The following is a 22,751-nucleotide window of genomic DNA, read 5'->3' as shown; positions in this document are numbered from 1 at the left end:
ATTAATAAAAAAGTATTGAAAAACAATTTATGATTCAGCATAAAGTCGTACACGATAATTTTAAGCAAAACGAAACTTTTCTGGATGATATCATTATTCATTATGATATCAAAGGAAAAAATTTTGGTAACCAAGACCGAAATTCTTTAAAATTATTTCAACTCGATGAGAAAACGCTTAATGTAAAGTCATTCCGAATTCCAAATCTTATCAATCAATTAGCTTATCGATTTTTTAGAAAAAGTAAAGCACAACGTTCTTATGAGTATGGAAATTGGTTACAAAGTTTAGATATAGGGACACCACAACCTGTAGCTTATTATGAGTTCAAAACACCTTTTTTGTTTAAAAAAAGTTTTTATATAACTGAACAATTAGATTGTGATTTGACGTATAGGAAATTGACAACAGATTTTAATTACCCTAATCATGAAGAAATTTTAAGAGCGTTTACAAGATTTACTTTTAAGTTACATCAAAAAAACGTTCATTTTTTAGATCACTCTCCAGGAAATACATTGATTAAAAAGCTAGGAGAAAACTATGAATTCTATCTAGTAGATTTAAACCGAATGGAATTCAAACCTTTAGATTTTGAAACGCGGATTAAGAATTTTTCAAAACTCACTATCCACAAGTTTATGGTAGAAATTATGAGCGATGAATACGCGAAAATTTCAGGAAGTGAATACAGCGAAGTGTTTAATTTGATGTGGAGATATACCGAAGCATTTCAAAACCGCTACCATAGAAAAAAACGTCTTAAAAGTAAGATTTTATTTTGGCGTCGTAACAAGTAATTTTTCAAGCGCTTTGTATCTGTAAAAAACACCATATGCATTAAGAGTACAAATAGTATAACCTTCTTTTCCATCTAAAAAACCTAGCCTAAAAATGTAATTTGCTATAAATTTGTAAGCTGGTTTGATATAGAAATGAAACCAATTTGGTCGAATGCCTTTTTGTAGTAATTCTTGAGCTTTTAAAAATCCGTAATGTTCTGTTTTTAGCTTGTAGGATTTATAATCGCTATATGAATAGTGTAACATGTGATTTTTCAAAGTTTTGAAGTCACCATTAAAATCTAATAATTCATGTACTAATTTGTTTTCACGATATTTTGTAATTCCATTTTTAAAGAGCCTAAAAACTTGGTCTGTTTGCAACCCGCTAAAGCGCATTGGCTTATCATTAAAAATAAATTTCCTCGGAAATTTGAACGCTTCAATCCCTTTAGGTTGATTAACGGTTTGTAAAATCTCATTCTGCAATTCTGGAGTTAAACGCTCATCTGCATCTATAAAGAAAATCCAATCATAATTGGCTTGTTGAATCGCGAAATTACGTTGGTCTGCAAAATTTTTAAATTTACGTAACATGACTTTTACATTATCCATTCTAGATAGTACTTCAAAAGTGCCATCGGTACTGTAAGAATCTATAATGATAATCTCATTGGCAAAAGATAAATTGCTTACCACCTCTTCAATGTGTTTTATTTCATTGTAGGTGATCATCAAAGCCGATATGCCATTATTGGTTTTCAAGTTGAAATTTAGAATGTTTATACTGCGTAAAAATAACTATTTTTGAACCAATGAAAAGTATAGATACATCTGTAATTATAAGTACTTATAATAGTCCGCTTTGGTTGCAAAAAGTCTTGTGGAGTTTTGAAGTACAAACCTTCAGGGATTTTGAAGTAGTTATAGCAGATGATGGCTCAGGACCAGAAACCAAGGAATTGATCGATACAATGAAAACAGAACTGAGTTATCCAATTCAACACATTTGGCATAAAGATGATGGGTTTCAAAAGACAATCATTCTCAATAAAGCAACAGTTGCAGCAAAAGGAAATTATTTGGTGTATACCGATGGCGACTGTATTGCCAGAGCAGATTTTTTACAAGTTCATATCAACAATAGAGAAGTAGGTCATTTTTTATCTGGTGGTTATTTTAAATTACCGATAGATATAAGTGAGCTCATTTCCGAAGAAGATATAAAAACACAACGCTGTTTTGAGATAGATTGGTTAAAATCCCAGGGACTCAATTCTTCGTTTAAAAACAATAAAATCACCGCAACAGGATTAAAGCAAAAAATACTAAACAAATTCACGCCAACAACTGCTACCTGGAATGGTCACAATGCTTCTGGTTATAAAAATGATATCATTCTCGCAAATGGTTACGACGAGCGCATGCAATATGGAGGTGAAGATCGAGAGTTGGGAGAACGGTTATTTAATGCAGGACTCAAAGCAAAACAAGTGCGTTATAGCGCTATTTGTTTGCATTTAGATCACGAAAGAGGTTACGTGAAACCAGAAATGATCGAAAAAAATCTAAAAATTAGAGCGACTACAAAGCAAGATAAATTGACCCGAACGCCATTTGGGATTGCTAAACCTTAAAACTGTTTTAAGAACTCTTTTAACTTCGGAAATATCAACTCGGGAGGGAATTCTTTATACAGATTGAATACCTCTCCTTTCATTTCTTTTATAGATTTGTCTTTATAAAGCTCGGGTTTGACATCTTTTAAATGAATTGAAATATTAGTGGTCTCGTTTTCAAACATGTTCCAGGCTTCTTTTAAGATCCATGGAGAAAATACCGTAAATGTTGGAATGTTTAAAGCTTTTGCCATATTAACTGCACCACCCTCGTTTCCAATTAAGGCAGTACAATGATGGGTAATGGATAGGAAGTTTCGTAAATCTTTTCCGAAGACATCAAAATGAATATGCTTTTTTGTTTCTGATTTGCAAAAGTTATAGACGGTCTTAGCCTCATGGATTTGCTTCGGGATATAATTGAATAAAATTTGTCCGTTGGTTTCATTCACTATAAGATCAATCAAATCTGCCATGTGAGGTAAAGGGTAGGTTTTATTGTCTCCACTTCCCAGAACGCTAATCATAAAAAGTGGCTTTGATAGATTTATGTTAGAGTCAATGAGAAACTGTTTAGAGTTTTCAATCTCTTGAGGAGTCAAATATACTTTGGGTTTGATTTTCTTCGGAATATTATCGCAAAGCGGTTGTAGCAATTGTAATCTATTTTCAATCGCCAATCCAGCATTGGTTTTAGGCGTTTTAGCTTCCTTAAAAACGTGTGTGTAATAATGCGAAGTGTACCATTTTTTCTTAGAGATCTTAATTTTTGCTCCTGAAAATTTGGTCATTAAGTTGCTTGAAAATTTAGAGTAGACATCTATTACAGCATCATATTTTTCATTTTTTATGGATTTTAGAAATGAAAGAAATTTAGTTTTGCTTTGTTCGATTTCTGGAGTAACAAATGAAAATTTATCAATAAAAGGATTATTCTCAACCACAGGAAACGTATGTGAATTGATCACATAATGAAGCTCAGCATCTGGATGTTCTGCTTTCAAAACTTCAAAAAGAATGCTTGTGGTGAGGACGTCACCGATCATTTTCTGTTGGATAATGAGAATTTTCAAACCCTAAAAGATATTTGTTATTTATAAGATCACAGCATATTTAAACCGCAACATCATACTCGCGCAAAGCATCATTAAGAGACGTCTTTTTGTTGGTGCTTTCTTTTCGCTTGCCAATAATCAATGCACATGGAACTTGATACTCTCCAGCTGCGAATTTTTTAGTATAACTACCAGGAATAACTACAGAGCGTGCAGGAACTCGACCTTTCATCTCTACAGGTTCGTCGCCAGTAACGTCAATAATTTTCGTACTCATTGTTAAAACCACATTAGCTCCCAAGACAGCTTCTTTTTCTACATGTACACCTTCTACCACAATGCAACGTGAACCTATAAACGCACCCTCTTCTATGATTACGGGAGATGCTTGTAATGGCTCTAAAACACCACCAATCCCAACACCTCCAGAGAGATGTACATTTTTACCTATTTGAGCACAACTACCAACTGTAGCCCAAGTATCTACCATAGTGCCTTCATCAACATAAGCTCCAATATTTACATAACTAGGCATTAAAATAGTACCAGAAGAAATATAGGCGCCATGACGTGCCACAGCATTAGGCACTACTCTAATACCTCTTTTTTGATAATCTCTTTTTAAGGGGATTTTATCATGATACTCAAAAATGCCTGCTTCAAGAGTTTCCATTTTTTGAATCGGGAAGTACAGCACAACTGCCTTTTTTACCCATTCGTTAACTTGCCAACCATCATTGGTAGGTTCTGCTACTCTCAAAGTGCCTTCGTCTAATAAATCTATGACACTCCTAATGCTATCAATAGTAACTTGGTTTGTTAATAATGACCTATCGTTCCAGGCGTCTTCAATATTTTGCTGTAATTGTTTCATAATTATGTTTTACTTACTAATAAGACAAAGATAAATGTATTAATAAATTTTCTCTATTTAATTTGAAAGGTTCTAAGTCGAAAAAAAATAAATTCAACCTATTTGATTTACTGGTTGTTTAATAATTAAAAAAAAAGATTAAAAGATGTGACCTATCGTAAAATCGTGTGTCTTAATATATGAATTATTATTTCCAGATATAGCGCTTAACTTAATATCTGGACCTTTTAATAATTAATAGCTAATTTTTGAAAACCCTCCATTGGAGGGTTTTCTTCTTAAAAGCCTTAAAGTGTGACCCTTAAATAAATGTTGTGTCTTAGTACTAATTGAAATATGTTTTTAACTAGCCTTATTTCCTTTAAGCATAATAGTAAATCCCACAATAAAAGCCTTTCTATGTCCCTAGAGAGGTTTTTTGTTTTTGGTATTTAAATATGTGACTTATCATGTAATAACGTGTCTTAATAAATAACATGAAATGTTTAAGGTAGAGGGTGAATTATTTCATGGATTTAATTAATAATTGATTACTAAACTCTTCTTTTACATATGTGAAGAAGAGTTTTTTTTTAAAAGAAATTCATTTTATAAAGGTAACTTTGCCATATGGCGAGAATTTTAGCATTAGACTACGGAATAAAAAGAACAGGAATTGCGGTCACAGATGAATTTCAAATCATTGCATCTGGACTGACAACAGTAGACACAAAAGAGTTGATAACTTTTTTGAAACGTTACATTTCCGAAGAAAAAGTAGAATTATTCATCGTTGGAGAGCCAAAACAAATGAATTATGAGCCTTCTGAGAGTGAGCAATCCATAGCGAAATTTTTGATTAGACTTGAGAAGGAAATTCCGCAAGTACCAATAAAGCGAGTTGATGAGCGGTTCACTTCAAAAATGGCATTTCAAACGATGATTGATAGTGGTCTCAAAAAAAAACAGCGTAAGGATAAAGCTCTCGTCGATGAGATTAGTGCTACTATTATTTTACAGAGTTATTTGCAAAATCCGACTTAAAAGCCTCTTAAAAATTCTTAGATATTATAAAGAATCGTATTTTTGCACCCGAAAATTACAATATAATGATATTACCAATTGTTGCCTATGGTGATCCTGTTTTGAGAAAAATAGCAGAGCCAATAACTAAAGATTATCCAAATCTAGAGGCACTTATAGAGAACATGAAAGAAACCATGCATGGCGCATTTGGCGTGGGATTGGCTGCTCCACAAATAGGATTGCCAATACGTTTATTTCTAGTTGATACCGAGCCATTTGCAGAAGATGATGTGTTTACTGAAGAAGAGCAATCGCAACTTAAAAATTTTAAAAGAACCTTTATAAATGCTGAAATTTTAGAAGAAGAAGGTGATGAGTGGGCTTTTAATGAAGGCTGTTTGAGCATTCCAGATGTTAGGGAAGATGTCTTTAGACAACCAAAAATAACCATCAAATACCAAGATGAAAATTTTAAAACCCATACCGAAGTGTATGACGGTTTAATTGCCCGAGTAGTACAACATGAGTATGACCATATTGAAGGTGTATTATTTACCGATAAAATTTCTTCATTAAAAAAGCGTTTAATAAAAGGTAAATTGGGTAATATTTCAAAAGGAAAAATAAATGTAGATTATAGAATGCGTTTTCCATTAATGAAAAAAAAGCGCTAATATTTTAAAAATTATATGAGTTTAGATAAAATACTTTCCATTTCTGGAAAACCAGGATTATATAAAATCGTTGCACAAACACGTAGTGGTTTCATCGCAGAATCTTTAATCGATAATAAAAAGGTATCTGTAAATATTCACAGTAATATAAGTGTATTAAGTGAAATAGCTGTGTATACTTTAACAGAAGAATTGCCACTAAGAGAAGTCCTTAAAAAAATAAAAGACAAAGAAGATTCTAAAGAAACCTCAATTAGTCATAAAGATTCTAAAGATAAATTAGAAGAATATTTCTTTGAAGTCTTACCAGATTACGATGAAGATCGAGTATATGCCAGTGATATCAAAAAAATTGTGCAATGGTATAACTTACTTCAAAAACACGATCTACTTGATGCCCTAGAAGAGGGTAGTGAAGTTACTACAGACGAAGAAGAATAAGCTTAGTTAATAGATTGTTCATATTAAGTTTCCCTTAAAATTTTAAGCTGAATAAAAGCATTGTATTTTTGATATGATAAACATATTAAATTTACGAAATGGCAGATAAAACCCAGCAATTAAAAGCATTTGAGCGCTTGCTTGTCATCATGGACGAACTGCGAGACCAATGTCCATGGGATAAAAAGCAAACGCTTCAAACCCTTCGTCACCTTACCATAGAAGAAGTTTACGAGCTTGGTGATGCCATTTTAGAAGACGATCTCCAAGAGGTGAAAAATGAGCTTGGTGATGTATTGCTACACATCGTTTTTTATTCAAAAATTGGAAGCGAGAAAAACGCCTTTGATATTGCAGATGTGTGTAATAGCATTTGCGATAAGCTCATTAATCGCCATCCTCATATCTACGGAAATGTAACCGTCGAGAACGAAGAGGACGTCAAAAGAAACTGGGAACAACTCAAGTTGAAAGAAGGTAAAGGGAAAAAAAGCGTTCTTGAAGGTGTTCCTAAAAGTTTGCCAGCAATGGTAAAAGCAAACCGTATTCAAGATAAAGTTGCAGGAGTTGGTTTTGACTGGGAAGAACCGCATCAGGTTTTTGAAAAAGTTAAAGAAGAATTGGCAGAACTTCAAGAAGAGGTCAATCAAAATAACCAAGATAAAATTGAAAGTGAATTTGGAGATGTTCTATTTTCTATGATCAATTACGCACGCTTTTTAAAAGTTGATCCAGAGAGTGCATTAGAGCGAACCAATAAAAAATTCATTAAAAGATTTCAATATTTAGAACAAAAATCAAAAGATTTAAAAAAATCTTTATCAGAGATGACGCTAGAGCAGATGGACGTTTTCTGGGAAGAGGCAAAAAAAATGTAAATTTTTTTTATATGTCGTGATCCAAATAGAGAAAACCGAACGTATATAAAGCAGATGGAAACTAGAAGTAGTTTCTTTATCATAAGTAGGTAATCTTAATTTAGTAGTTAAGCGGACAAATTAAGATTTAAAATTTAGTTTAGTTAGGGGTAAAATCCTGTCTGTGTATTCAGACAGGATTTTATTATTTTAATGAGAATTTGCTTTCAAAAGCGTTAAGGCAAATTGGAAGTGCAATTCGAATTAATCCCATTGAAAAAAAGGATCTCAAAGCGGGATCTCCAGCTTATAACAAGCTTTAGTGCTTTAAAATAATTTCACTTCTATTTCCATTTTATATTACAACCAATACTAGGTTTTTGATCTTCGGAAATTGGCTTGTTATTCAAAAGGTGATCAAAAGCTGTTCTTATATCTGCACCAGTCAATTCAATATCGTTTCCTGGTCTGGAATCATCAAGTTGCCCTCTATAAACCAATTTTAGCTCGCTATCAAAAACAAAGAAATCTGGAGTGCAAGCTGCCTTATAGGCTTTTGCAACATCTTGCGTTTGATCATATAAGTATGGAAAGATGTAGTCATGATCAATCGCGTGTGTTTTCATTTTATCTGGACCATCTTGCGGATAACTCTCAACATCATTACTGGAAATAGCTATACAATTAATGCCTTTTGAAGCATAATCCTTTGCCAATTTTACCAATTGCGGATTTACATGATCCACAAATGGGCAGTGGTTGCATATAAACATTACTAAGGTTCCTTTGACGCCTTTAGCTTCATCTAAAGTTACTAAAGTATCATCAACTGTATTTAATAATTCAAAATCTGGAGCTTTTGTTCCAAGCTCAAGCATATTTGAAGAGGTGCGTGCCATATTTTTTATATTTTTAGTTTAAATTGTTTCTATGAATAATATAATAACTTTCGAGGACTTTACAAAAGTAGATTTAAGAATCGGTACCATTATAGAAGTGAACGATTTCCCTCAAGCAAGAAACCCAGCATATCAATTAACAATCGATTTTGGAGCATTGGGAATAAAAAAATCGTCAGCTCAAATTACAACGCTTTACAGTAAAGAACAATTACTCAAAAAGCAAATTGTTGCGGTTGTCAACTTTCCGAAGAAACAAATTGCAAAATTTATGAGCGAATGTTTACTTCTCGGTGCAGTTGACGGTAAAGATGTCATACTTCTAAACCCAGAAAATCATGTCAAAAATGGAAGTCCCATAACTTAATAGTATAAAGATTTTTTACCAAATAGCAAAGCTTACTACATTTCTTCCCTAAAAAACACAGCGTTCATCAATAATTTATTGGTACCGTACCAAAACCCTCTAAAATTAGTATTATCTGTAAAGACAATAACAGTACCACGACCTAAACCAACAGATTTGAAAGGGACAGTGGTGGCTAAACTATCTAAATTGTCCTTAGAAATATAACCACTTAAAAGTGGGTTTTTAGTGTATTGAATTGGGTTGTTATAACTTTGCTTATCTGGTTTCATAAAAAGCGTATTATTTCTAAATAATGCGATCTTATCATTTTTATATCCAAAATTAATTGGGTGGGATCGGTCAATATCAGCTTCAAAAATAGCGCCTCCAATTACTTGTGCACCTCTAAAATCTCCGCGTTGCTCATAGTTTATATCCTTAGCTTCGCGTTCCATTTTTTTGAAATCTAATTTTAAGAATTTATTGCCATTCAACCAATTTAGAACACTTCTAAAACCTATCAAAGTTCCACCTTCTTGAACCCAATCTTTTAATTTTTTGGTTGCGCTACCATCTACACGACCGCTTGGCAAAATAATGGTGTTGTAACGACTTAAATCTGCTCTGTTAAGTGAGCTGTTATCCAATTTGGTGAGTTGTATATCATAACGTTGATCAAGCAAATGCCACATTTCACCAGCATCATATGGGCTAATTCCATCACCAACAATCATGGCGATCTTAGGTTGCTCCAAAGCTTTAAAATTATTGCTTCCTAAATCGATCCCCTTGGTTAATCCCGTATCTACTCCATCAATGTCTAAATGACTTTCTTCGGAAATTTGCTGCAAAAGCTCAAAAATTTCTGATGCCGATTTATTTTGATTTTGAACAGGTATCAATATAGTCCCATAATCGTAATCCTTACCGTTCATGCTAAACTGTTTCATCCCAACTTTTGCACGTAAATCGCTATTTAAAATAGCGTTCAATGCTTTTGGTGTATAGTATTCATGCCATTCCATAAGATAGGCGTAGTTGCTTTTTTTAGAAACTTTGCCAGTTTTCATTTTTAGATTTTCTACTTTATCGCCTGCATTTGAAAGCGCAATATCTTCAGTATAATCCAGCCCAAAAGCTAACGGAAACGTCCATGCAGAGACATCGTAAAACAAGCTGTCTTGAAATGTTGTGCGCTTTTCAAACATCGCATTTATCATTCTTGAATTTTTTTGATTCTTCGGAATAACAAAAGCATTTCCTTTCTTAAAACGCTTGCCATTACTTGTAAAGTCGTTCTTTATTTCATGAAATTCTATATTTTGGCGTTTTAGTATTTCAGCTAAATGAAAGGTTTTTGCAGCATCCTTTTCATCTCCAAAAACAATTCCGTTGGTTGCTTCTCTGGAAGCTTCATTTCTTGCGTTTTTGTAAAAGTCATGCTGATATTGTAAAATATCCTCACGCATATTCACTGCTGCCTCCAAAGTAGAAAGCGCTGCAGTAAATTGGTTTCTAATGGTAAAGGGAAATGTAATGATTCCATTTTCACTTTCCTGAATATGACCTCGAGAGCTGGCTTGCTCGAACAAGATCCCAATACCACCATTTATATCTGGAAAGGTTGATCCTTTTCCGTAGTAAAAATCATCAAAACTTTCTTCTGTGTAGTACAGTGAACCAATTTTATCTAAAGCCTTGGCGTGAAAATCACCAATATTCTTGGTCAGCTCTTGGTTGAGTTTTGGAGTTAAGGGATGCGTTCGTGACGGAATTCCAGGTTGGAAAAAGAAACTGGCATTGGTTCCCATTTCATGGTGATCTGTCAAAATATTTGGCAGCCATTTATGAAAGCTGGCAATACGCGCCTGTGATTCTGGCAATTGCACTGGCAACCAGTCACGATTCATGTCAAACCAGTAGTGGTTTGTTCTTCCTCCAGGCCAGATTTCGTCATATTCCCTATCATTGGGATCTGGGTTGAGGTTTTTACTTTTATTGGTATTTGCCCAATAGGCAAATCGTTGTAAACCGTCTGGATTAAATGATGGGTCAAATAAAATTACAGTATTTTTTAAAAGGTTTTTAACTTCATCACTTTGCGCAGCTGCCAAATAATAGGCGACTACCATTGAGGCGTTTGATCCGCTTGGTTCATTACCATGGATGGAAAACCCTTGGTAGACGACAATTGGCATATTGCTGGTGTTGACGCTACTATTGTCTGTAGAAGCGATATGCGTTTCTCTTATGGCTTCGAGATTATCGTGGTTCTCTGGAGATGTTATGGTGAGAAGGAGCAGAGGCCTGCCTTCAAAGGTTGTACCTCGGTTTTCAATTGTAATCCTGTTGGATGCTTTTGCCAGGGCTTGCATGTAGAACATTAATTTATCATGTGTAACATGCCATTCTCCAACTTGATGACCAATTATAGATTCTGGAGTTGGAATATTCTGGTCATAAGTGACCTCTTGAGGTAGATAATAAGAAAGATCGTTTTGGGATTGTGCGTTTAGGTTTAAACCACAAAGTAAAAATAGTACTATTAATAATCTCATAAAGTAAGTTGATTAGTTTATAAAAATAAAAAAACCGCTACTCATTGAATAGCGGTTTGGTATATTTAACAATTCGGGATGTTATATGTCCTCAAAATTGATGTCTGTAAATTTTTCAGCAGAATCTGTATTTGAAGATTCACCACCTTCGGTAATATCATCTGCATTATAGTCTTCTTTTTTGAAATCTTTTTGATGACGTTCACTAATAACTTCATCACCTTTTTCATCAATAATGTAATCGGTCATTTCTTTTAAAATCTCATTAAACTCACTAAAATCTTCTTTGTACAAGTAGATTTTATGTTTTTTATAATGAAAAGAACCATCGTCGTTCGTGAATTTCTTACTCTCTGTAATCGTAAGATAATAATCTCCAGCTTTAGTTGCTCTAACATCAAAAAAATAAGTTCTTCTACCTGCCCTTAAAACTTTTGAGAAAATTTCCTCTTTCTCCATCATTCCATGATCACTCATAACTATTTTTAATTTTTTATTGATTGCACTTCAAAAATCTAAAAAAAAAGAATAGTAAGCAACAAATAACTATAATTCTTTTGTGGTAAGTTGTTTTAAGTACAGTTTTTTGTAGTAACCATCTGCGTCTATAAGGGTTTCGTGAGTACCGTTTTGAATAATTTTACCATCTTTAAGTACAATTATCTTATCTGCATCTTTTGCAGAAGAGACACGATGACTTACAATTATAGTTGTTTTTCCTTCGGAAATTTCTCGAAGACTAGTGAGGATTTTTTCTTCAGTTTCTGTATCAACTGCAGAAAGGCAATCATCAAAAAGCATAATCTCTGGAGCTTTAATGATAGCTCTAGCAATAGAAATTCTCTGCTTTTGCCCACCTGAAAGTGTGATACCTCGTTCTCCTAATTTAGTCTTATAACCATTGTTGAAGGTCTTTATGTTTTTATGTACATCAGCGTTTTTCGCAGCTTTTATGACTTCTTCTTCAGTAGCATCTTCTTTTCCAAACATGATATTGTTTTCAATAGTGTCTGAAAACAAAAATGCGTCCTGTGGCACATAGCCGATGCTATCCCTAAGGCTTTTGAGGTGTATTTGATCTATTTGCTTGCCATCAATTAAAATTTTACCATCCTGTACATCATACAAACGTCCAATTAAATCTAGAATAGTTGATTTTCCAGAACCTGTTTTTCCTAAAATGGCAAGGGTTTCACCTTTTTTTAATGAAAAGCTTACGTGGTCTAAAGCTTTAATATTTGTGTCTGGATAGATATAGGTGATATCCTTAAATTCTATATTGCCATCTATAGAAGTTGGTGTGTCGTTTAAATTTTTTACTTCGGGTTTTTCTTTTAAAAACTGGTTGATTCTCTTTTGTGATGCTTCAGCTTGCTGCACCAAATTGGTTACCCAACCCACTGTCGCAACAGGCCAGGTCAACATATTGACATAGATTAAAAACTCTGCTATGGTACCAATTTCTTGTATTTCTCCATTGATGTATTGCATACCTCCAATATAAGCCACGAGAATGTTACTAACACCAATAAGTAAAATCATAGATGGGAAAAATAAAGCTTGCACCTTAGTTAAATCAATTTGTTTCTGTTTGCTTTCCGAAGAAAGTTTATTAAACTCATCGTAGTTTCTGGATTCTATTCCGTAGGATTTTATAACTGAAATTCCGCTAAAGGATTCTTGGGTATATGCAGATAAATGGGATAAATATTCTTGTACAATCCTACTACGCTTATTAATTACCTTACTTAATTTGTAAATAATAAAAGATAGCAATGGTAAAGGTAAAACTGTATACAAAGTTAATTTTGGAGCGACACTAATCATATATATTAGAGCAACTATAAAAAGTGTTACGGTATTGATAGTGTACATAATTGCGGGTCCTGCGTACATTCTAACTTTTCCAACATCTTCACTAATTCTATTCATAAGATCACCAGTTCTATTGGCTTTATAGAAATTAAGTGATAAGTTTTGATATTGCTGGTAGATTTCATTTTTTAAATCATACTCAATATATCGAGACACATTAATAATGGTTTGTCTCATGAAAAAAGTAAAAATACCAGTGATAACAGCAGCTCCAATAAGAAAACCTATATCTGTGGCAAGTTCTTGTTTAAACACTTCTTGGGTGATATCACCTTTTAGTCTATTGGAAATTGTCGTAATAGCTTTACCAATATATCGTGGTGTAAACAAGGCAAATATTTTTGCGCCAATAGTAATTATGATACCTAACAAAAGTTGGTATTTATACTTTTTAAAGTACTTATTTATATGTTTTAGTTCTTTCATTAAAAAATCGAAACTTGATTATTAACAATTTGACAATTTTAACTGCTTATTTTTGTTAATACTCTAATATTGAATTATTTTTGCACGCTATTTTAAATTAAATTAAAATAGACTTTTAATCTACTTTACAATGACTTCAGATGTTTTAAGTTCAAAAGAACTTTCAAAAATTGACCCTGTTTTTGGGCAGCTATCTTTTGATAATCACGAGCAAATCGTTTTTTGCAACGACAAAGATACTGGTTTAAAAGCAATAATTGGAATACATAACACAGTTTTAGGACCTGCACTTGGAGGAACAAGAATGTGGAATTACAATAACGAATGGGAAGCCCTAAATGATGTGTTGAGACTATCTCGTGGCATGACATTTAAATCTGCAATTACAGGTTTAAACCTTGGTGGAGGAAAAGCGGTGATCATTGGTGATGCCAAAACTCAAAAGACGCCAGAATTAATGAGAAAATTTGGTGAATTCGTACACTCTTTAAGCGGAAGATATATTACTGCAGAAGATGTTGGGATGACCACCGAAGATATGGATACAGTAAGAGAGGTCACGCCTTATGTTACCGGTATTTCTGAAAGCAAAGGTGGAGCGGGAAACCCTTCTCCTGTAACAGCATTTGGAGTATTTATGGGTATGAAAGCTGCAGCTAAGTTTAAATACGGAAGTGACATTCTAGAAGATAAAAGTGTTTTTGTACAGGGTATAGGCCACGTTGGTGAAGCTTTAGTAGAGCATTTAAAAAACGAAGGAGCCAGAGTCACCATCGCAGATTTAAATCAAGAACGATTGGAGGAGGTAAGATCAAAATATGATGTTACTATCTATGGTGGTCAAGATTTATACAGTGAATCAATGGATATTTATGCACCTTGTGCTTTAGGTGCAACCATTAACGACGACACCATTTATAAAATAAAAGCAGATATTATTGCTGGAGCAGCAAATAATCAACTGGCAGATGAGGCTAAGCATAGCAAAATCCTACAAGACAGAAATATTCTTTACGCACCAGATTTTTTAATCAATGCTGGTGGAATCATCAATGTATATGCAGAATTAGAGAATTATGATCGTCAGGAAATTATGCGCAAGACAGAAAATATCTATAACACAACATTAGAGATTTTAGACCGCGCAAAAGCGAATAATATCACAACAAACGTAGCTGCGTTAAGTCTCGCAAAGGAGCGTATTGAAACCAGAAAAAGAGAACAAGGAAAATAATAATATTCCAAACCAAAATAATTTGGTACTCTTAAAATAATAGTATTTTTGCAAAGCAAATTTGTCGTGGATCCAATATAGATGCATTGACTAATTTGCTTTGTTAATTTTTAGCTCTTTGTAACCATGTTAAACAGACGACATATTCGTATTAAAGTAATGCAAACACTTTACGCCTCTAAAGGCAGTGAAAGTGATAATATTAAAACCAACGAGAAATTTCTTTTACAAAGTCTAGATAGCATGTACGATTTATTTATCGCGCAATTATCACTTTTAATTGAGATTTATAAAAAATCTAAAGACTTCCAAGAAAAAAACCAGCAAAAGTTTTTGGCTACAAGTGCAGAGAAGAACCCAAATCTAAAATTCGTAAATAATGAAGTTTTAGCTCTTTTAAGTTCTAATGAAGTGTTGTTGGAGCGTATAGAAGATCAAAAAGAAAACCTTTGGTACCTTGATTTTGAATATGTAGACATCATATTCAAATCCATTCTTAAAAGTGATCTTTATAAAGACTATATGTCTACTAAAACCTCTACTTTCAAAGAAGACAAAGCCTTTGTTATAGATTTATTTACAGATATTATTGCACCCAACGACAAGCTTTACGATTTTTTTGAAGATAAGCGCCTCACTTGGTTAGACGATTTGCCAGTAGTAAACACTGCAATTCTCAAGGTTTTGAAAAAGGTTAAAATTTCTTCGGAAGGAAGATTTTTCACACCAAAATTATTTAAGGACATGGAGGACAAGGAATTTGGTGTAAACTTACTTAAGAAAACCATTCTCAATCAAGCTTCATTTAGCGAAGAAATAGCTTCAAAAACCAAAAATTGGGATGCAGAGCGTATCACTCAAATTGATACTGTACTAATGCAAATGGCTATTTGTGAGTTTCAAAAATTCCCGTCAATACCAGTAAAAGTGACTATAAATGAATATCTAGAAATAGCTAAAGAGTATTCTACACCAAAGAGTAGCAACTTTATAAACGGAATTTTAGACAAAATAGTCAAAGAATATACATCAAAAGGTGAACTCAATAAAATAGGAAGAGGATTAATGTAATTTATAGAATTTGTAAGGCATAGAGTGTTAATGTTTTGTTTGAAAACAGCCTAAAAATTTTAATTAGATGAAATAATTAGTACATTTGACCTCTCAAATTAAAAATTTTTTAAAAATTATAGCAATGAAAAAAACAATTTTAGCGTTAAGCGCATTATGTTTAGTAGCTTTCACATCTTGTAAAGAAGATGCAACAAGCAAAATTAATTCAGAAAACGTAACAGCAGCTGCAGAAAGAGATGCAACCGCTGGAGATTTTCCAGTAATTTCTTTTGAAGAAACTGAACATGATTTTGGAACTATCGTTAATGGTACTCCAGTTGAAACAAAATTCAAGTACACTAACACAGGTAAAACACCTTTAGTAGTAAGTAATATTAAAAGTACTTGTGGTTGTACAGTACCTTCAGATTGGAACAGAGACCCACTTGCACCAGGAGAGTCTGCAGAGTTCACTGTAAAGTTTAATGGTAAAGGTTCTAACCAAGTTCAAAAGTCAATTACTTTAACAACAAATACAGAAAAAGGTTCTGAAGTAGTGAAAATTAAAGCTTTTGTTGAGCCAGATCCAAATGCTCCAGCTAAAAAAGCGGGAACTGCATCAATAAATCCAGTAGGAAAATAATCTATGGGATTAGGAGATATCTTACCTTTTGTAGCCATGTTTGCTGTTGTGTATTTCTTTATGATTGCACCACAGATGAAACGAGCTAAGCAAGAAAAAAAGTTTGCAGCAGAGCTTAAAAGAGGTGATAAAGTAGTTACAAAAAGTGGAATGCACGGTAAAGTCGTAGATCTAAATGATAAAGACAATAGCTGTGTTATCGAAACACTTGCAGGAAAAATAAAGTTTGAACGTTCTGCTATTTCTATGGAAATAAGCCGAAAACTAAACACTCCTGTTGTAGTAAAATAGAAACAGAGTTCACACTTATAAAAAAACTCCGAAAAGTAATTTTCGGAGTTTTTTTATGTTTTTTATTTAAACCGAAAGCTATTCTCTTAGACAACAACTCAACAATTTTTATATTTATCATGCAAACCATTACCATTTAGAATCATGGATTTTATTTTTTCTAATCGAGATATTTTTGTGGTATCACGTTTAGCTTCGGTAATGTGATTGCAATATTCTCTTTGGCACGAAGGGGATAATGCTTGAAATGCTTTTTTAAATTCAGAGTTGACTTGTATCTCGTTATTGATCAGTTCAGGGATTGAGACATCTTTTTTAGTTGTTCTCTTTACTTTAATTTCTTTTCCCAATTTTTGATTTTCAATAGCTTCCTTTACATAGCTTAAAACTACATTTTCATTGATGTCATTAACGTTCTCAAAACGCATTTGTCGCATACCTTTTGTTTTATCTTCTTGTGCGTTGTTTAGTAAATCGTGTTCATCTTTGAGAAATACACCTTGATGATACCAAATACAAAAATGATTTTTAAACGCACCAATACCCAAAACATTTTTACCATTTAAGCAGTAAGTTGGCATGTTCCATTTTATGGTCTCCTCGAGTTCTGTGGAATTAATTAGTTTCCGAAGTAAAATAAGTTCTTCTGAAAATTTTGAATTTTCTGCTATGTATTCTTCTACTGAAGTTACTTTCTGCATGTTTAAATAATTTATTTTTTTGCCTTTTCCGCAGTCAGCTCTGCAATTTTACAAATGACTTCTGTAGCTTTGATCATACTTTCAACGGGCACGTATTCATATCTTCCGTGGAAATTATGTCCGCCAGCAAAAATGTTGGGGCAAGGCAATCCCATATAACTTAATTGTGAACCGTCTGTACCACCTCTAATGGGTTTGATTAGCGGTTCAATTTGTAGAGCTTTCATGGCTTCCTCTGCAAGATCAACGATGTGCATTACAGGCTCTACCTTTTCTTTCATGTTAAAATATTGGTCTTTTATTTCAATTTTGATGACTTCTCGTTCATATTGCTCATTGATATCGTTTGTAAGATTGAGCATCACTTCTTTTCTTGCTTTGAAATGATCTTTATCGTGGTCGCGAATGATGTACTGTAAAACAGTTTCATCAACTTTTCCCTCTATATTGTGGAGATGGAAAAACCCTTGGTAATCTTCGGTATGCTCTGGAGTTTCCAGTCTTGGCAGTGAATTAATAAATTCTGTAGCGATGTACATTGAATTTACCATTTTACCTTTTGCATAACCGGGATGTACGATTTTACCTTGTATAGTGATTTTTGCGCTTGCTGCATTAAAGTTTTCATATTCCAGTTCTCCAATTTGGCTGCCATCCATCGTATAAGCCCAATCTGCTCCAAATTTTTTAACGTCAAATTTGTGTGCTCCACGACCAATTTCCTCATCTGGCGTAAAGCCAATTCTTATGTTTCCGTGCTTTATTTCTGGATGGTTGATGAGGTATTCCATAGCGGAAATTATTTCGGTAATTCCAGCTTTATCGTCTGCGCCAAGTAACGTTGTACCATCTGTAGTGATAAGCGTTTGTCCTTTGTAGAGAAGAAGATCTTCAAAATAGTCTGACGAGAGCACGATGTTTTCCGCAGCATTTAAGATAATATCCTTTCCATCATAATTCTCAATAATTTGAGGTTTTACGTTGGCTCCCGTGAAATCTGGCGTGGTATCAAAATGAGACACAAAACCAATTGTTGGTACTTTATGATCAACGTTGCTTGGTAGTGTAGCCATGATATACGCATTATCATCTATAGTGACATCGCTCAAACCAATTTGTTTTAACTCTTTAACGAGTGCATTTGCCAAATCCCATTGTTTTGCGGTGCTTGGTGTGGTGTCACTTTCTGGATCTGATTCTGTATCAACCGTAACATAGCTTATAAATCGTTTTGTGATGTCTTTTTTGTTTATCATTTGTAATCTAAATTATATGAATATAAAGTTACCGATTTTAATCAAATCTGTATTATTTTTGCAAAAGAAATGATTTCTTATGTACAAGCTTCTATTAAGACCCATATTATTTTATTTTGATCCCGAGAAGGTGCACCATTTCACATTTTCATTAATTAGAAATATTTCAAAAATACCGGGATTTACAGCATTATTCAGAAGTTTGTATGTGGTAAAAGACCCATCTTTGGAGCGTGATTTCTTCGGAATTAAATTCGCGAACCCAGTAGGTTTGGCAGCAGGTTTTGATAAAAATGCGGTACTGTATAATGAGTTGGCGAACTTTGGGTTTGGTTTTATTGAAATAGGCACCGTAACACCAAAAGGTCAAGTAGGAAACCCTAAAAAAAGATTGTTTAGATTGAAGGATGATAAAGGGATCATCAACCGAATGGGTTTTAATAATGACGGACTTGAAGCTGCAATCTCCCAGCTTAAAAAGAATAAAGGAAAATTGATTATTGGCGGAAACATTGGTAAAAATACCGATACAAAGCCAGAAGATTATACCAGAGATTATTTACAATGCTTTAATAGTTTACATCCTTATGTAGATTATTTTGTACTAAATGTGAGTTGCCCAAACGTTGGCAGTCACGCTAAATTAAATGACAAAGATTATTTACTGGAGCTCATTAATGCGGTGCAAAAAGATAATGGAAATTTTGGTGAGCAAAAACCGATTTTATTGAAAATCGCTCCAGATTTGAACGACCAGCAATTGGATGAAATTATCGAAATCATTGCTGAAACAAAACTTGACGGAGTTATAGCAAGCAACACATCTACTGATAGAACAGGTTTAAAGGTGTCTAATGAGCGTCTTGCTGAAATTGGAAACGGTGGATTAAGTGGGCAACCCATTAAAGCAAAATCTACACGAGTTATAAAATATTTGGCAGAGAAAAGCAATAAATCGTTCCCGATCATTGGAGTAGGAGGTATTCATTCCTCAGAAGATGCCTTGGAGAAAATAGAAGCGGGAGCAGACCTCCTTCAGGTTTATACTGGATTTATTTACGAAGGTCCTAAGTTGATTAAAAACATCAATAGAGCACTTATAAAAAAAGCGAATTCACTGTAAAGTCAATTCGCTTTTGAGTTTTAATATTTCCGAAGCATTAATTTTTATAATTGTATTTATAAAACAACTAATTTACTTTAAAAAAATAATTGATAGACTTTAATATCCTTTTATCATTTGCTGTAGCAACTTCAATTCTCGCAATATCTCCAGGTCCAGATAATATTTACGTATTGATGCAAAGCATTGTTAATGGTAAAAAATATGGTTTGGCAACCGTTGCAGGTTTAATTACTGGCTGCTTAGTGCATGCCACATTGGTTGCCTTTGGCGTGTCTGCCATTATAAAAGAAAGTGACATCCTTTTTTTTGTAATTAAGCTATTTGGCGCACTTTACTTATTGTATCTGGCTTACAAAGTCTATAAATCTAGTGATGAGTTGAGTATAAGTAGCGATAACATTCCGAAGAAAAATCTATCGCAACTCTTCAAGCAAGGTTTCGTTATGAACGTTTTAAACCCCAAAGTATCTATCTTTTTTTTGGCGTTTTTCCCTGGGTTTTTATTTAGCGAAACCATAAGTACCGTAATTCAATTTTATGTGCTTGGTCTTTTGTTTATGTTAGTTTCTGCGATTATTTTTTCGTCAATTGCAGTTTTGGCTGGTTCAATTTCAGATTATATTACGCAACATAAGCGTATCGGGTTTTACTTAAAATGGCTCCAAATAATTGTCTTTGTTGGGATTGCGATTTTAATTTTTACTTCGGAAAAATAAAACCATCTTTTCCCCAATATTGCTATCTTTGAACAAGATGAGCAAACCTGTAAAAATAATCGAATGTCCTCGTGATGCCATGCAAGGTATCAAGGATTTTATTCCTACGGAAAAAAAAGTGCAGTACATCCAATCGTTATTGAGAGTTGGCTTTGATACGATTGATTTTGGGAGCTTTGTCTCGCCAAAAGCAATTCCGCAAATGGTGGATACTACAGAGGTTTTGTCGCAGTTGGATTTAAGTAAAACAACAAGTAAGTTATTGGCAATTATCGCCAATACAAGAGGAGCAGCAGATGCTTGCCAACATCCAGAAATTGATTATTTGGGCTATCCGTTTTCAATTTCAGAAAATTTCCAGATGCGAAATACACACAAAACAATTGCACAGTCGGTTGTCACACTTTCTGAAATTCTGGAACTCGCCAACAAACATAATAAAGAAGTTGTCGTCTATATTTCAATGGGATTTGGTAATCCATATGGAGACCCTTGGAATGTTGATATCGTAGGCGAGTGGACAGAACGGTTAAGCAAAAAGGGAGTGAAAATTCTTTCACTTAGCGATACCATTGGTAGCTCAGATCCCGAAAATATTGATTATTTGTTTTCTCATTTGATTCCACAGTATTCTAATATTGAGTTTGGTGCGCACTTGCATACTACACCAACAACATGGCACGAAAAAGTAGATGCTGCGTTTAAAGCTGGTTGTTTCCGTTTTGATGGAGCGATTCAAGGTTTTGGCGGTTGCCCAATGGCAAAAGACGAACTTACAGGCAATATGCCAACCGAAAAGTTATTATCTTACTTCACGTCTTCAAAACATAATAACCTCAATGCGATGAGTTTTGAGAGTTCATATAACGAGGCCACAAAAATCTTTTCCCAATACCATTAAGAGCGTTAAATTGAAATTTTAACATTCTCTAATTTTCAGAAAATTAAGGACTTATATCTTAATTTAAAAAGTTATTTAAATTTAATCTAAATAAACTTTGAGGATTAAAAGATGTGTTTTATTTTTGCAATCGAAATACAATTATTATTTGTATCAAGTCTAAATAAAAACAAAAAGACCAATCAAAAATGAAAAAAATCGCCTTAAGTTTATTAGTTATATCAAGTTTTTTAACATCCTGTTCAAGTGACGATGATAGCAATAATCTAGAACAACAAATTGAAACACCAGCAACCTACAGCTTTGAAAGAGATGGAGCGTCTACGGTAGATTTTAATGGGCAGTCAACAAGAATTGCAATGGCTGGAGAACTAACATCTGCATTAAAAATAGAGACCAATACAGAAGCTCAATTAGATGGTATGTTTGCACACGTTGAAGGAAATGATGATTTTTCAGAAGCAAGTTTAAATGCATCAGATAAAGATATTAGATCAAAAGTAGCTGCATCCCGAGATTATTTTTCTTCAAATGCCACATTGTCTAATGCTATTAAATCAGATTTCGATTTATGGATTGCAGATCAAGCAAATAATGTTTTTTCAAACTGGAATACCATTGCTACTGCGGGAAATGCTGGACAATTACAACAAGCAGGTGGTGGAGCTGTTCGTTATATCAATGCAAAAGGTTTTGAGATTAATCAATTGGTTGCTAAGGGGTTAATTGGTGGTTTGATGACCGATCAAATACTTAATAATTATTTAAGTCCTTCGGTTTTGGATGAAGGTTCCAACATTGAAGATAACAATAGCGATGTTGTTGTAACGGGAAAATCTTACACAAATATGGAGCACAAATGGGATGAAGCTTTTGGCTACCTTTATGGTGCAGAACTAGATGCATCAATGCCAGTGTTGGGAGCAGATTCTTTTCTTAACGAATATCTAGATCGTTTAGAGGCAGATGATGATTTTGCAGGAATCGCACAAACGGTTTTCAATGCCTTTAAATTGGGACGTGCAGCCATTGTTGCAAAAGATTATGACCTTAGAGATGCGCAAGCCAATATTATAAAAGAAAACCTTTCTAAAGTGTCTGCTGTAAGAGCAGTACATTATTTACAGGCAGGAAAAGTAAAATTAAATGAAGGTGATATGGCAAGTGCTTTTCACCAGTTATCTGAAGGTTTTGGATTCATTTACAGCTTACAATTTACAAGACAGCCAAACTCATCTAATCCGTATTTTACAAATGCAGAAGTTATGGATTATATCGCAGAACTTTCCGAAGGAAATGGGTTTTGGGATGTCACACCGGAAACTTTGGATATGATTTCCGAAGATATTGCAGCACGTTTTAACTTTACAGTTGAAGCTGCAAATTAATTATTAAGTTGTCTAAAAAGCAAATGCA

The 22,751-nt window shown here is 33.7% G+C and carries 24 protein-coding genes; 15 read left to right on the top strand and 9 right to left on the bottom strand.

Annotated features, from left to right (window positions below):
* The first annotated feature begins 29 nt into the window (after positions 1 to 29).
* A complete protein-coding gene (locus tag GQ40_RS07405) occupies positions 30 to 800 on the top strand; it encodes a lipopolysaccharide kinase InaA family protein (RefSeq protein WP_047547124.1) in 771 nt (256 codons plus the stop codon).
* Here the strand turns inward: GQ40_RS07405 and GQ40_RS07400 are convergent.
* Positions 777 to 1,547, bottom strand: coding sequence for a glycosyltransferase family 2 protein (locus GQ40_RS07400; protein ID WP_231565554.1), 771 nt, complete (start codon positions 1,545 to 1,547; stop codon positions 777 to 779). The genes GQ40_RS07405 and GQ40_RS07400 overlap by 24 nt on opposite strands.
* A 50-nt stretch (positions 1,548 to 1,597) precedes the next feature.
* Here GQ40_RS07400 and GQ40_RS07395 point away from each other — a divergent pair, with 50 nt between their 5' ends.
* The gene (locus tag GQ40_RS07395) at positions 1,598 to 2,419 is read left to right on the top strand and encodes a glycosyltransferase family 2 protein (RefSeq protein ID WP_047547118.1); all 822 of its coding nucleotides are present in this window, start codon (positions 1,598 to 1,600) and stop codon (positions 2,417 to 2,419) included.
* On the opposite strand, the gene GQ40_RS07390 is transcribed toward GQ40_RS07395, so the two are convergent.
* Positions 2,416 to 3,474 carry a glycosyltransferase family 9 protein gene (locus tag GQ40_RS07390; protein WP_047547116.1) on the bottom strand — a complete coding sequence of 353 codons (1,059 nt, stop codon included), beginning with the start codon at positions 3,472 to 3,474 and terminating at the stop codon, positions 2,416 to 2,418. The two genes, GQ40_RS07395 and GQ40_RS07390, sit on opposite strands and share 4 nt — an antisense overlap.
* A gap of 40 nt (positions 3,475 to 3,514) precedes the next feature.
* Positions 3,515 to 4,330, bottom strand: coding sequence for a 2,3,4,5-tetrahydropyridine-2,6-dicarboxylate N-succinyltransferase (locus GQ40_RS07385; protein WP_047547114.1), 816 nt, complete (start codon positions 4,328 to 4,330; stop codon positions 3,515 to 3,517).
* A gap of 609 nt (positions 4,331 to 4,939) precedes the next feature.
* On the opposite strand from GQ40_RS07385, the gene ruvX reads away from it, so the two are divergent.
* From ruvX to mazG, 4 genes are all read left to right on the top strand, one after another.
* Positions 4,940 to 5,353, top strand: a complete 414-nt coding sequence (gene ruvX, locus GQ40_RS07380; protein ID WP_047547112.1) for a Holliday junction resolvase RuvX — start codon at positions 4,940 to 4,942, stop codon at positions 5,351 to 5,353.
* A 65-nt stretch (positions 5,354 to 5,418) separates the two neighbouring features.
* On the top strand, positions 5,419 to 6,009 hold the full coding sequence (gene def, locus GQ40_RS07375) for a peptide deformylase (RefSeq protein ID WP_047547110.1): 591 nt from the start codon (positions 5,419 to 5,421) through the stop codon (positions 6,007 to 6,009).
* 15 nt (positions 6,010 to 6,024) lie between these two features.
* Positions 6,025 to 6,450: a DUF5606 domain-containing protein gene (locus GQ40_RS07370; protein WP_047547108.1), complete on the top strand. Its 426-nt coding sequence runs from the start codon at positions 6,025 to 6,027 to the stop codon at positions 6,448 to 6,450.
* A gap of 98 nt (positions 6,451 to 6,548) precedes the next feature.
* Positions 6,549 to 7,328 (top strand): nucleoside triphosphate pyrophosphohydrolase, encoded by a 780-nt coding sequence (gene mazG, locus GQ40_RS07365; protein ID WP_047547105.1) that lies wholly within the window; start codon positions 6,549 to 6,551, stop codon positions 7,326 to 7,328.
* 323 nt (positions 7,329 to 7,651) lie between these two features.
* Here the strand turns inward: mazG and GQ40_RS07360 are convergent, their stop codons facing one another.
* Positions 7,652 to 8,206 (bottom strand): thioredoxin family protein, encoded by a 555-nt coding sequence (locus tag GQ40_RS07360; protein WP_047547103.1) that lies wholly within the window; start codon positions 8,204 to 8,206, stop codon positions 7,652 to 7,654.
* Between the two features lie 31 nt (positions 8,207 to 8,237).
* Here GQ40_RS07360 and GQ40_RS07355 point away from each other — a divergent pair, with 31 nt between their 5' ends.
* Entirely contained in the window at positions 8,238 to 8,573 is a 336-nt protein-coding gene (locus GQ40_RS07355; RefSeq protein ID WP_047547102.1) for a tRNA-binding protein, read from the top strand.
* 35 nt (positions 8,574 to 8,608) lie between these two features.
* On the opposite strand, the gene GQ40_RS07350 is transcribed toward GQ40_RS07355, so the two are convergent.
* The 3 genes from GQ40_RS07350 to GQ40_RS07340 all read right to left on the bottom strand — a co-directional run bounded on the left by GQ40_RS07350 (position 8,609) and on the right by GQ40_RS07340 (position 13,414).
* A complete protein-coding gene (locus GQ40_RS07350) occupies positions 8,609 to 11,113 on the bottom strand; it encodes a M14 family metallopeptidase (RefSeq protein ID WP_052184181.1) in 2,505 nt (834 codons plus the stop codon).
* An 81-nt stretch (positions 11,114 to 11,194) separates the two neighbouring features.
* Positions 11,195 to 11,590 carry a PUR family DNA/RNA-binding protein gene (locus GQ40_RS07345; RefSeq protein WP_047547099.1) on the bottom strand — a complete coding sequence of 132 codons (396 nt, stop codon included), beginning with the start codon at positions 11,588 to 11,590 and terminating at the stop codon, positions 11,195 to 11,197.
* Between the two features lie 69 nt (positions 11,591 to 11,659).
* Positions 11,660 to 13,414, bottom strand: a complete 1,755-nt coding sequence (locus GQ40_RS07340) for an ABC transporter ATP-binding protein (protein WP_047547096.1) — start codon at positions 13,412 to 13,414, stop codon at positions 11,660 to 11,662.
* A gap of 130 nt (positions 13,415 to 13,544) precedes the next feature.
* Here GQ40_RS07340 and GQ40_RS07335 point away from each other — a divergent pair, with 130 nt between their 5' ends.
* The 4 genes from GQ40_RS07335 (at position 13,545) to yajC (ending at position 16,635) form a co-directional block, all read left to right on the top strand.
* Positions 13,545 to 14,648: a Glu/Leu/Phe/Val family dehydrogenase gene (locus GQ40_RS07335; protein ID WP_047547094.1), complete on the top strand. Its 1,104-nt coding sequence runs from the start codon at positions 13,545 to 13,547 to the stop codon at positions 14,646 to 14,648.
* 159 nt (positions 14,649 to 14,807) lie between these two features.
* Positions 14,808 to 15,719: a transcription antitermination factor NusB gene (gene nusB / locus GQ40_RS07330; protein ID WP_197052656.1), complete on the top strand. Its 912-nt coding sequence runs from the start codon at positions 14,808 to 14,810 to the stop codon at positions 15,717 to 15,719.
* Between the two features lie 124 nt (positions 15,720 to 15,843).
* Positions 15,844 to 16,344: a DUF1573 domain-containing protein gene (locus tag GQ40_RS07325; protein ID WP_047551652.1), complete on the top strand. Its 501-nt coding sequence runs from the start codon at positions 15,844 to 15,846 to the stop codon at positions 16,342 to 16,344.
* A gap of 3 nt (positions 16,345 to 16,347) precedes the next feature.
* A complete protein-coding gene (yajC, locus tag GQ40_RS07320) occupies positions 16,348 to 16,635 on the top strand; it encodes a preprotein translocase subunit YajC (RefSeq protein WP_047547091.1) in 288 nt (95 codons plus the stop codon).
* A 98-nt stretch (positions 16,636 to 16,733) separates the two neighbouring features.
* On the opposite strand, the gene GQ40_RS07315 is transcribed toward yajC, so the two are convergent.
* Positions 16,734 to 17,336, bottom strand: coding sequence for a YdeI/OmpD-associated family protein (locus GQ40_RS07315; protein WP_047547089.1), 603 nt, complete (start codon positions 17,334 to 17,336; stop codon positions 16,734 to 16,736).
* Between the two features lie 11 nt (positions 17,337 to 17,347).
* A complete protein-coding gene (pepT, locus tag GQ40_RS07310) occupies positions 17,348 to 18,592 on the bottom strand; it encodes a peptidase T (RefSeq protein WP_047547086.1) in 1,245 nt (414 codons plus the stop codon).
* A gap of 79 nt (positions 18,593 to 18,671) precedes the next feature.
* Here pepT and GQ40_RS07305 point away from each other — a divergent pair, with 79 nt between their 5' ends.
* The 4 genes from GQ40_RS07305 to GQ40_RS07290 all read left to right on the top strand — a co-directional run bounded on the left by GQ40_RS07305 (position 18,672) and on the right by GQ40_RS07290 (position 22,723).
* Positions 18,672 to 19,715: a quinone-dependent dihydroorotate dehydrogenase gene (locus tag GQ40_RS07305; RefSeq protein WP_047547084.1), complete on the top strand. Its 1,044-nt coding sequence runs from the start codon at positions 18,672 to 18,674 to the stop codon at positions 19,713 to 19,715.
* Positions 19,716 to 19,807: 92 nt separating this feature from the next.
* On the top strand, positions 19,808 to 20,434 hold the full coding sequence (locus GQ40_RS07300; protein WP_047551650.1) for a LysE family translocator: 627 nt from the start codon (positions 19,808 to 19,810) through the stop codon (positions 20,432 to 20,434).
* Between the two features lie 37 nt (positions 20,435 to 20,471).
* Positions 20,472 to 21,335, top strand: a complete 864-nt coding sequence (locus tag GQ40_RS07295) for a hydroxymethylglutaryl-CoA lyase (protein ID WP_047547082.1) — start codon at positions 20,472 to 20,474, stop codon at positions 21,333 to 21,335.
* A gap of 188 nt (positions 21,336 to 21,523) precedes the next feature.
* Positions 21,524 to 22,723, top strand: a complete 1,200-nt coding sequence (locus GQ40_RS07290; RefSeq protein ID WP_047547080.1) for a DUF4856 domain-containing protein — start codon at positions 21,524 to 21,526, stop codon at positions 22,721 to 22,723.
* The last annotated feature ends 28 nt before the right edge of the window (positions 22,724 to 22,751 follow it).

Source organism: Psychroserpens sp. Hel_I_66, from assembly GCF_000799465.1.
Classification (GTDB): domain Bacteria; phylum Bacteroidota; class Bacteroidia; order Flavobacteriales; family Flavobacteriaceae; genus Psychroserpens.
This window is presented reverse-complemented; position numbering and strand designations above follow the sequence as displayed.

Bases quoted from the DNA above. Each gene is read 5' to 3' on its own strand.
- GQ40_RS07385 (WP_047547114.1), bottom strand. From the start codon at position 4,330: ATGAAACAATTACAGCAAAATATTGAAGACGCCTGGAACGATAGGTCA.
- GQ40_RS07325 (WP_047551652.1), top strand. From the start codon at position 15,844: ATGAAAAAAACAATTTTAGCGTTAAGCGCATTATGTTTAGTAGCTTTC.
- GQ40_RS07315 (WP_047547089.1), bottom strand. From the start codon at position 17,336: ATGCAGAAAGTAACTTCAGTAGAAGAATACATAGCAGAAAATTCAAAA.
- GQ40_RS07290 (WP_047547080.1), top strand. From the start codon at position 21,524: ATGAAAAAAATCGCCTTAAGTTTATTAGTTATATCAAGTTTTTTAACA.
- GQ40_RS07295 (WP_047547082.1), top strand. From the start codon at position 20,472: ATGAGCAAACCTGTAAAAATAATCGAATGTCCTCGTGATGCCATGCAA.
- GQ40_RS07350 (WP_052184181.1), bottom strand. From the start codon at position 11,113: ATGAGATTATTAATAGTACTATTTTTACTTTGTGGTTTAAACCTAAAC.
- GQ40_RS07405 (WP_047547124.1), top strand. From the start codon at position 30: ATGATTCAGCATAAAGTCGTACACGATAATTTTAAGCAAAACGAAACT.
- ruvX (WP_047547112.1), top strand. From the start codon at position 4,940: ATGGCGAGAATTTTAGCATTAGACTACGGAATAAAAAGAACAGGAATT.
- GQ40_RS07335 (WP_047547094.1), top strand. From the start codon at position 13,545: ATGACTTCAGATGTTTTAAGTTCAAAAGAACTTTCAAAAATTGACCCT.
- yajC (WP_047547091.1), top strand. From the start codon at position 16,348: ATGGGATTAGGAGATATCTTACCTTTTGTAGCCATGTTTGCTGTTGTG.
- GQ40_RS07340 (WP_047547096.1), bottom strand. From the start codon at position 13,414: ATGAAAGAACTAAAACATATAAATAAGTACTTTAAAAAGTATAAATAC.
- GQ40_RS07360 (WP_047547103.1), bottom strand. From the start codon at position 8,206: ATGGCACGCACCTCTTCAAATATGCTTGAGCTTGGAACAAAAGCTCCA.
- GQ40_RS07370 (WP_047547108.1), top strand. From the start codon at position 6,025: ATGAGTTTAGATAAAATACTTTCCATTTCTGGAAAACCAGGATTATAT.
- mazG (WP_047547105.1), top strand. From the start codon at position 6,549: ATGGCAGATAAAACCCAGCAATTAAAAGCATTTGAGCGCTTGCTTGTC.
- pepT (WP_047547086.1), bottom strand. From the start codon at position 18,592: ATGATAAACAAAAAAGACATCACAAAACGATTTATAAGCTATGTTACG.
- def (WP_047547110.1), top strand. From the start codon at position 5,419: ATGATATTACCAATTGTTGCCTATGGTGATCCTGTTTTGAGAAAAATA.
- GQ40_RS07305 (WP_047547084.1), top strand. From the start codon at position 18,672: ATGTACAAGCTTCTATTAAGACCCATATTATTTTATTTTGATCCCGAG.
- nusB (WP_197052656.1), top strand. From the start codon at position 14,808: ATGCAAACACTTTACGCCTCTAAAGGCAGTGAAAGTGATAATATTAAA.
- GQ40_RS07355 (WP_047547102.1), top strand. From the start codon at position 8,238: ATGAATAATATAATAACTTTCGAGGACTTTACAAAAGTAGATTTAAGA.
- GQ40_RS07395 (WP_047547118.1), top strand. From the start codon at position 1,598: ATGAAAAGTATAGATACATCTGTAATTATAAGTACTTATAATAGTCCG.
- GQ40_RS07345 (WP_047547099.1), bottom strand. From the start codon at position 11,590: ATGAGTGATCATGGAATGATGGAGAAAGAGGAAATTTTCTCAAAAGTT.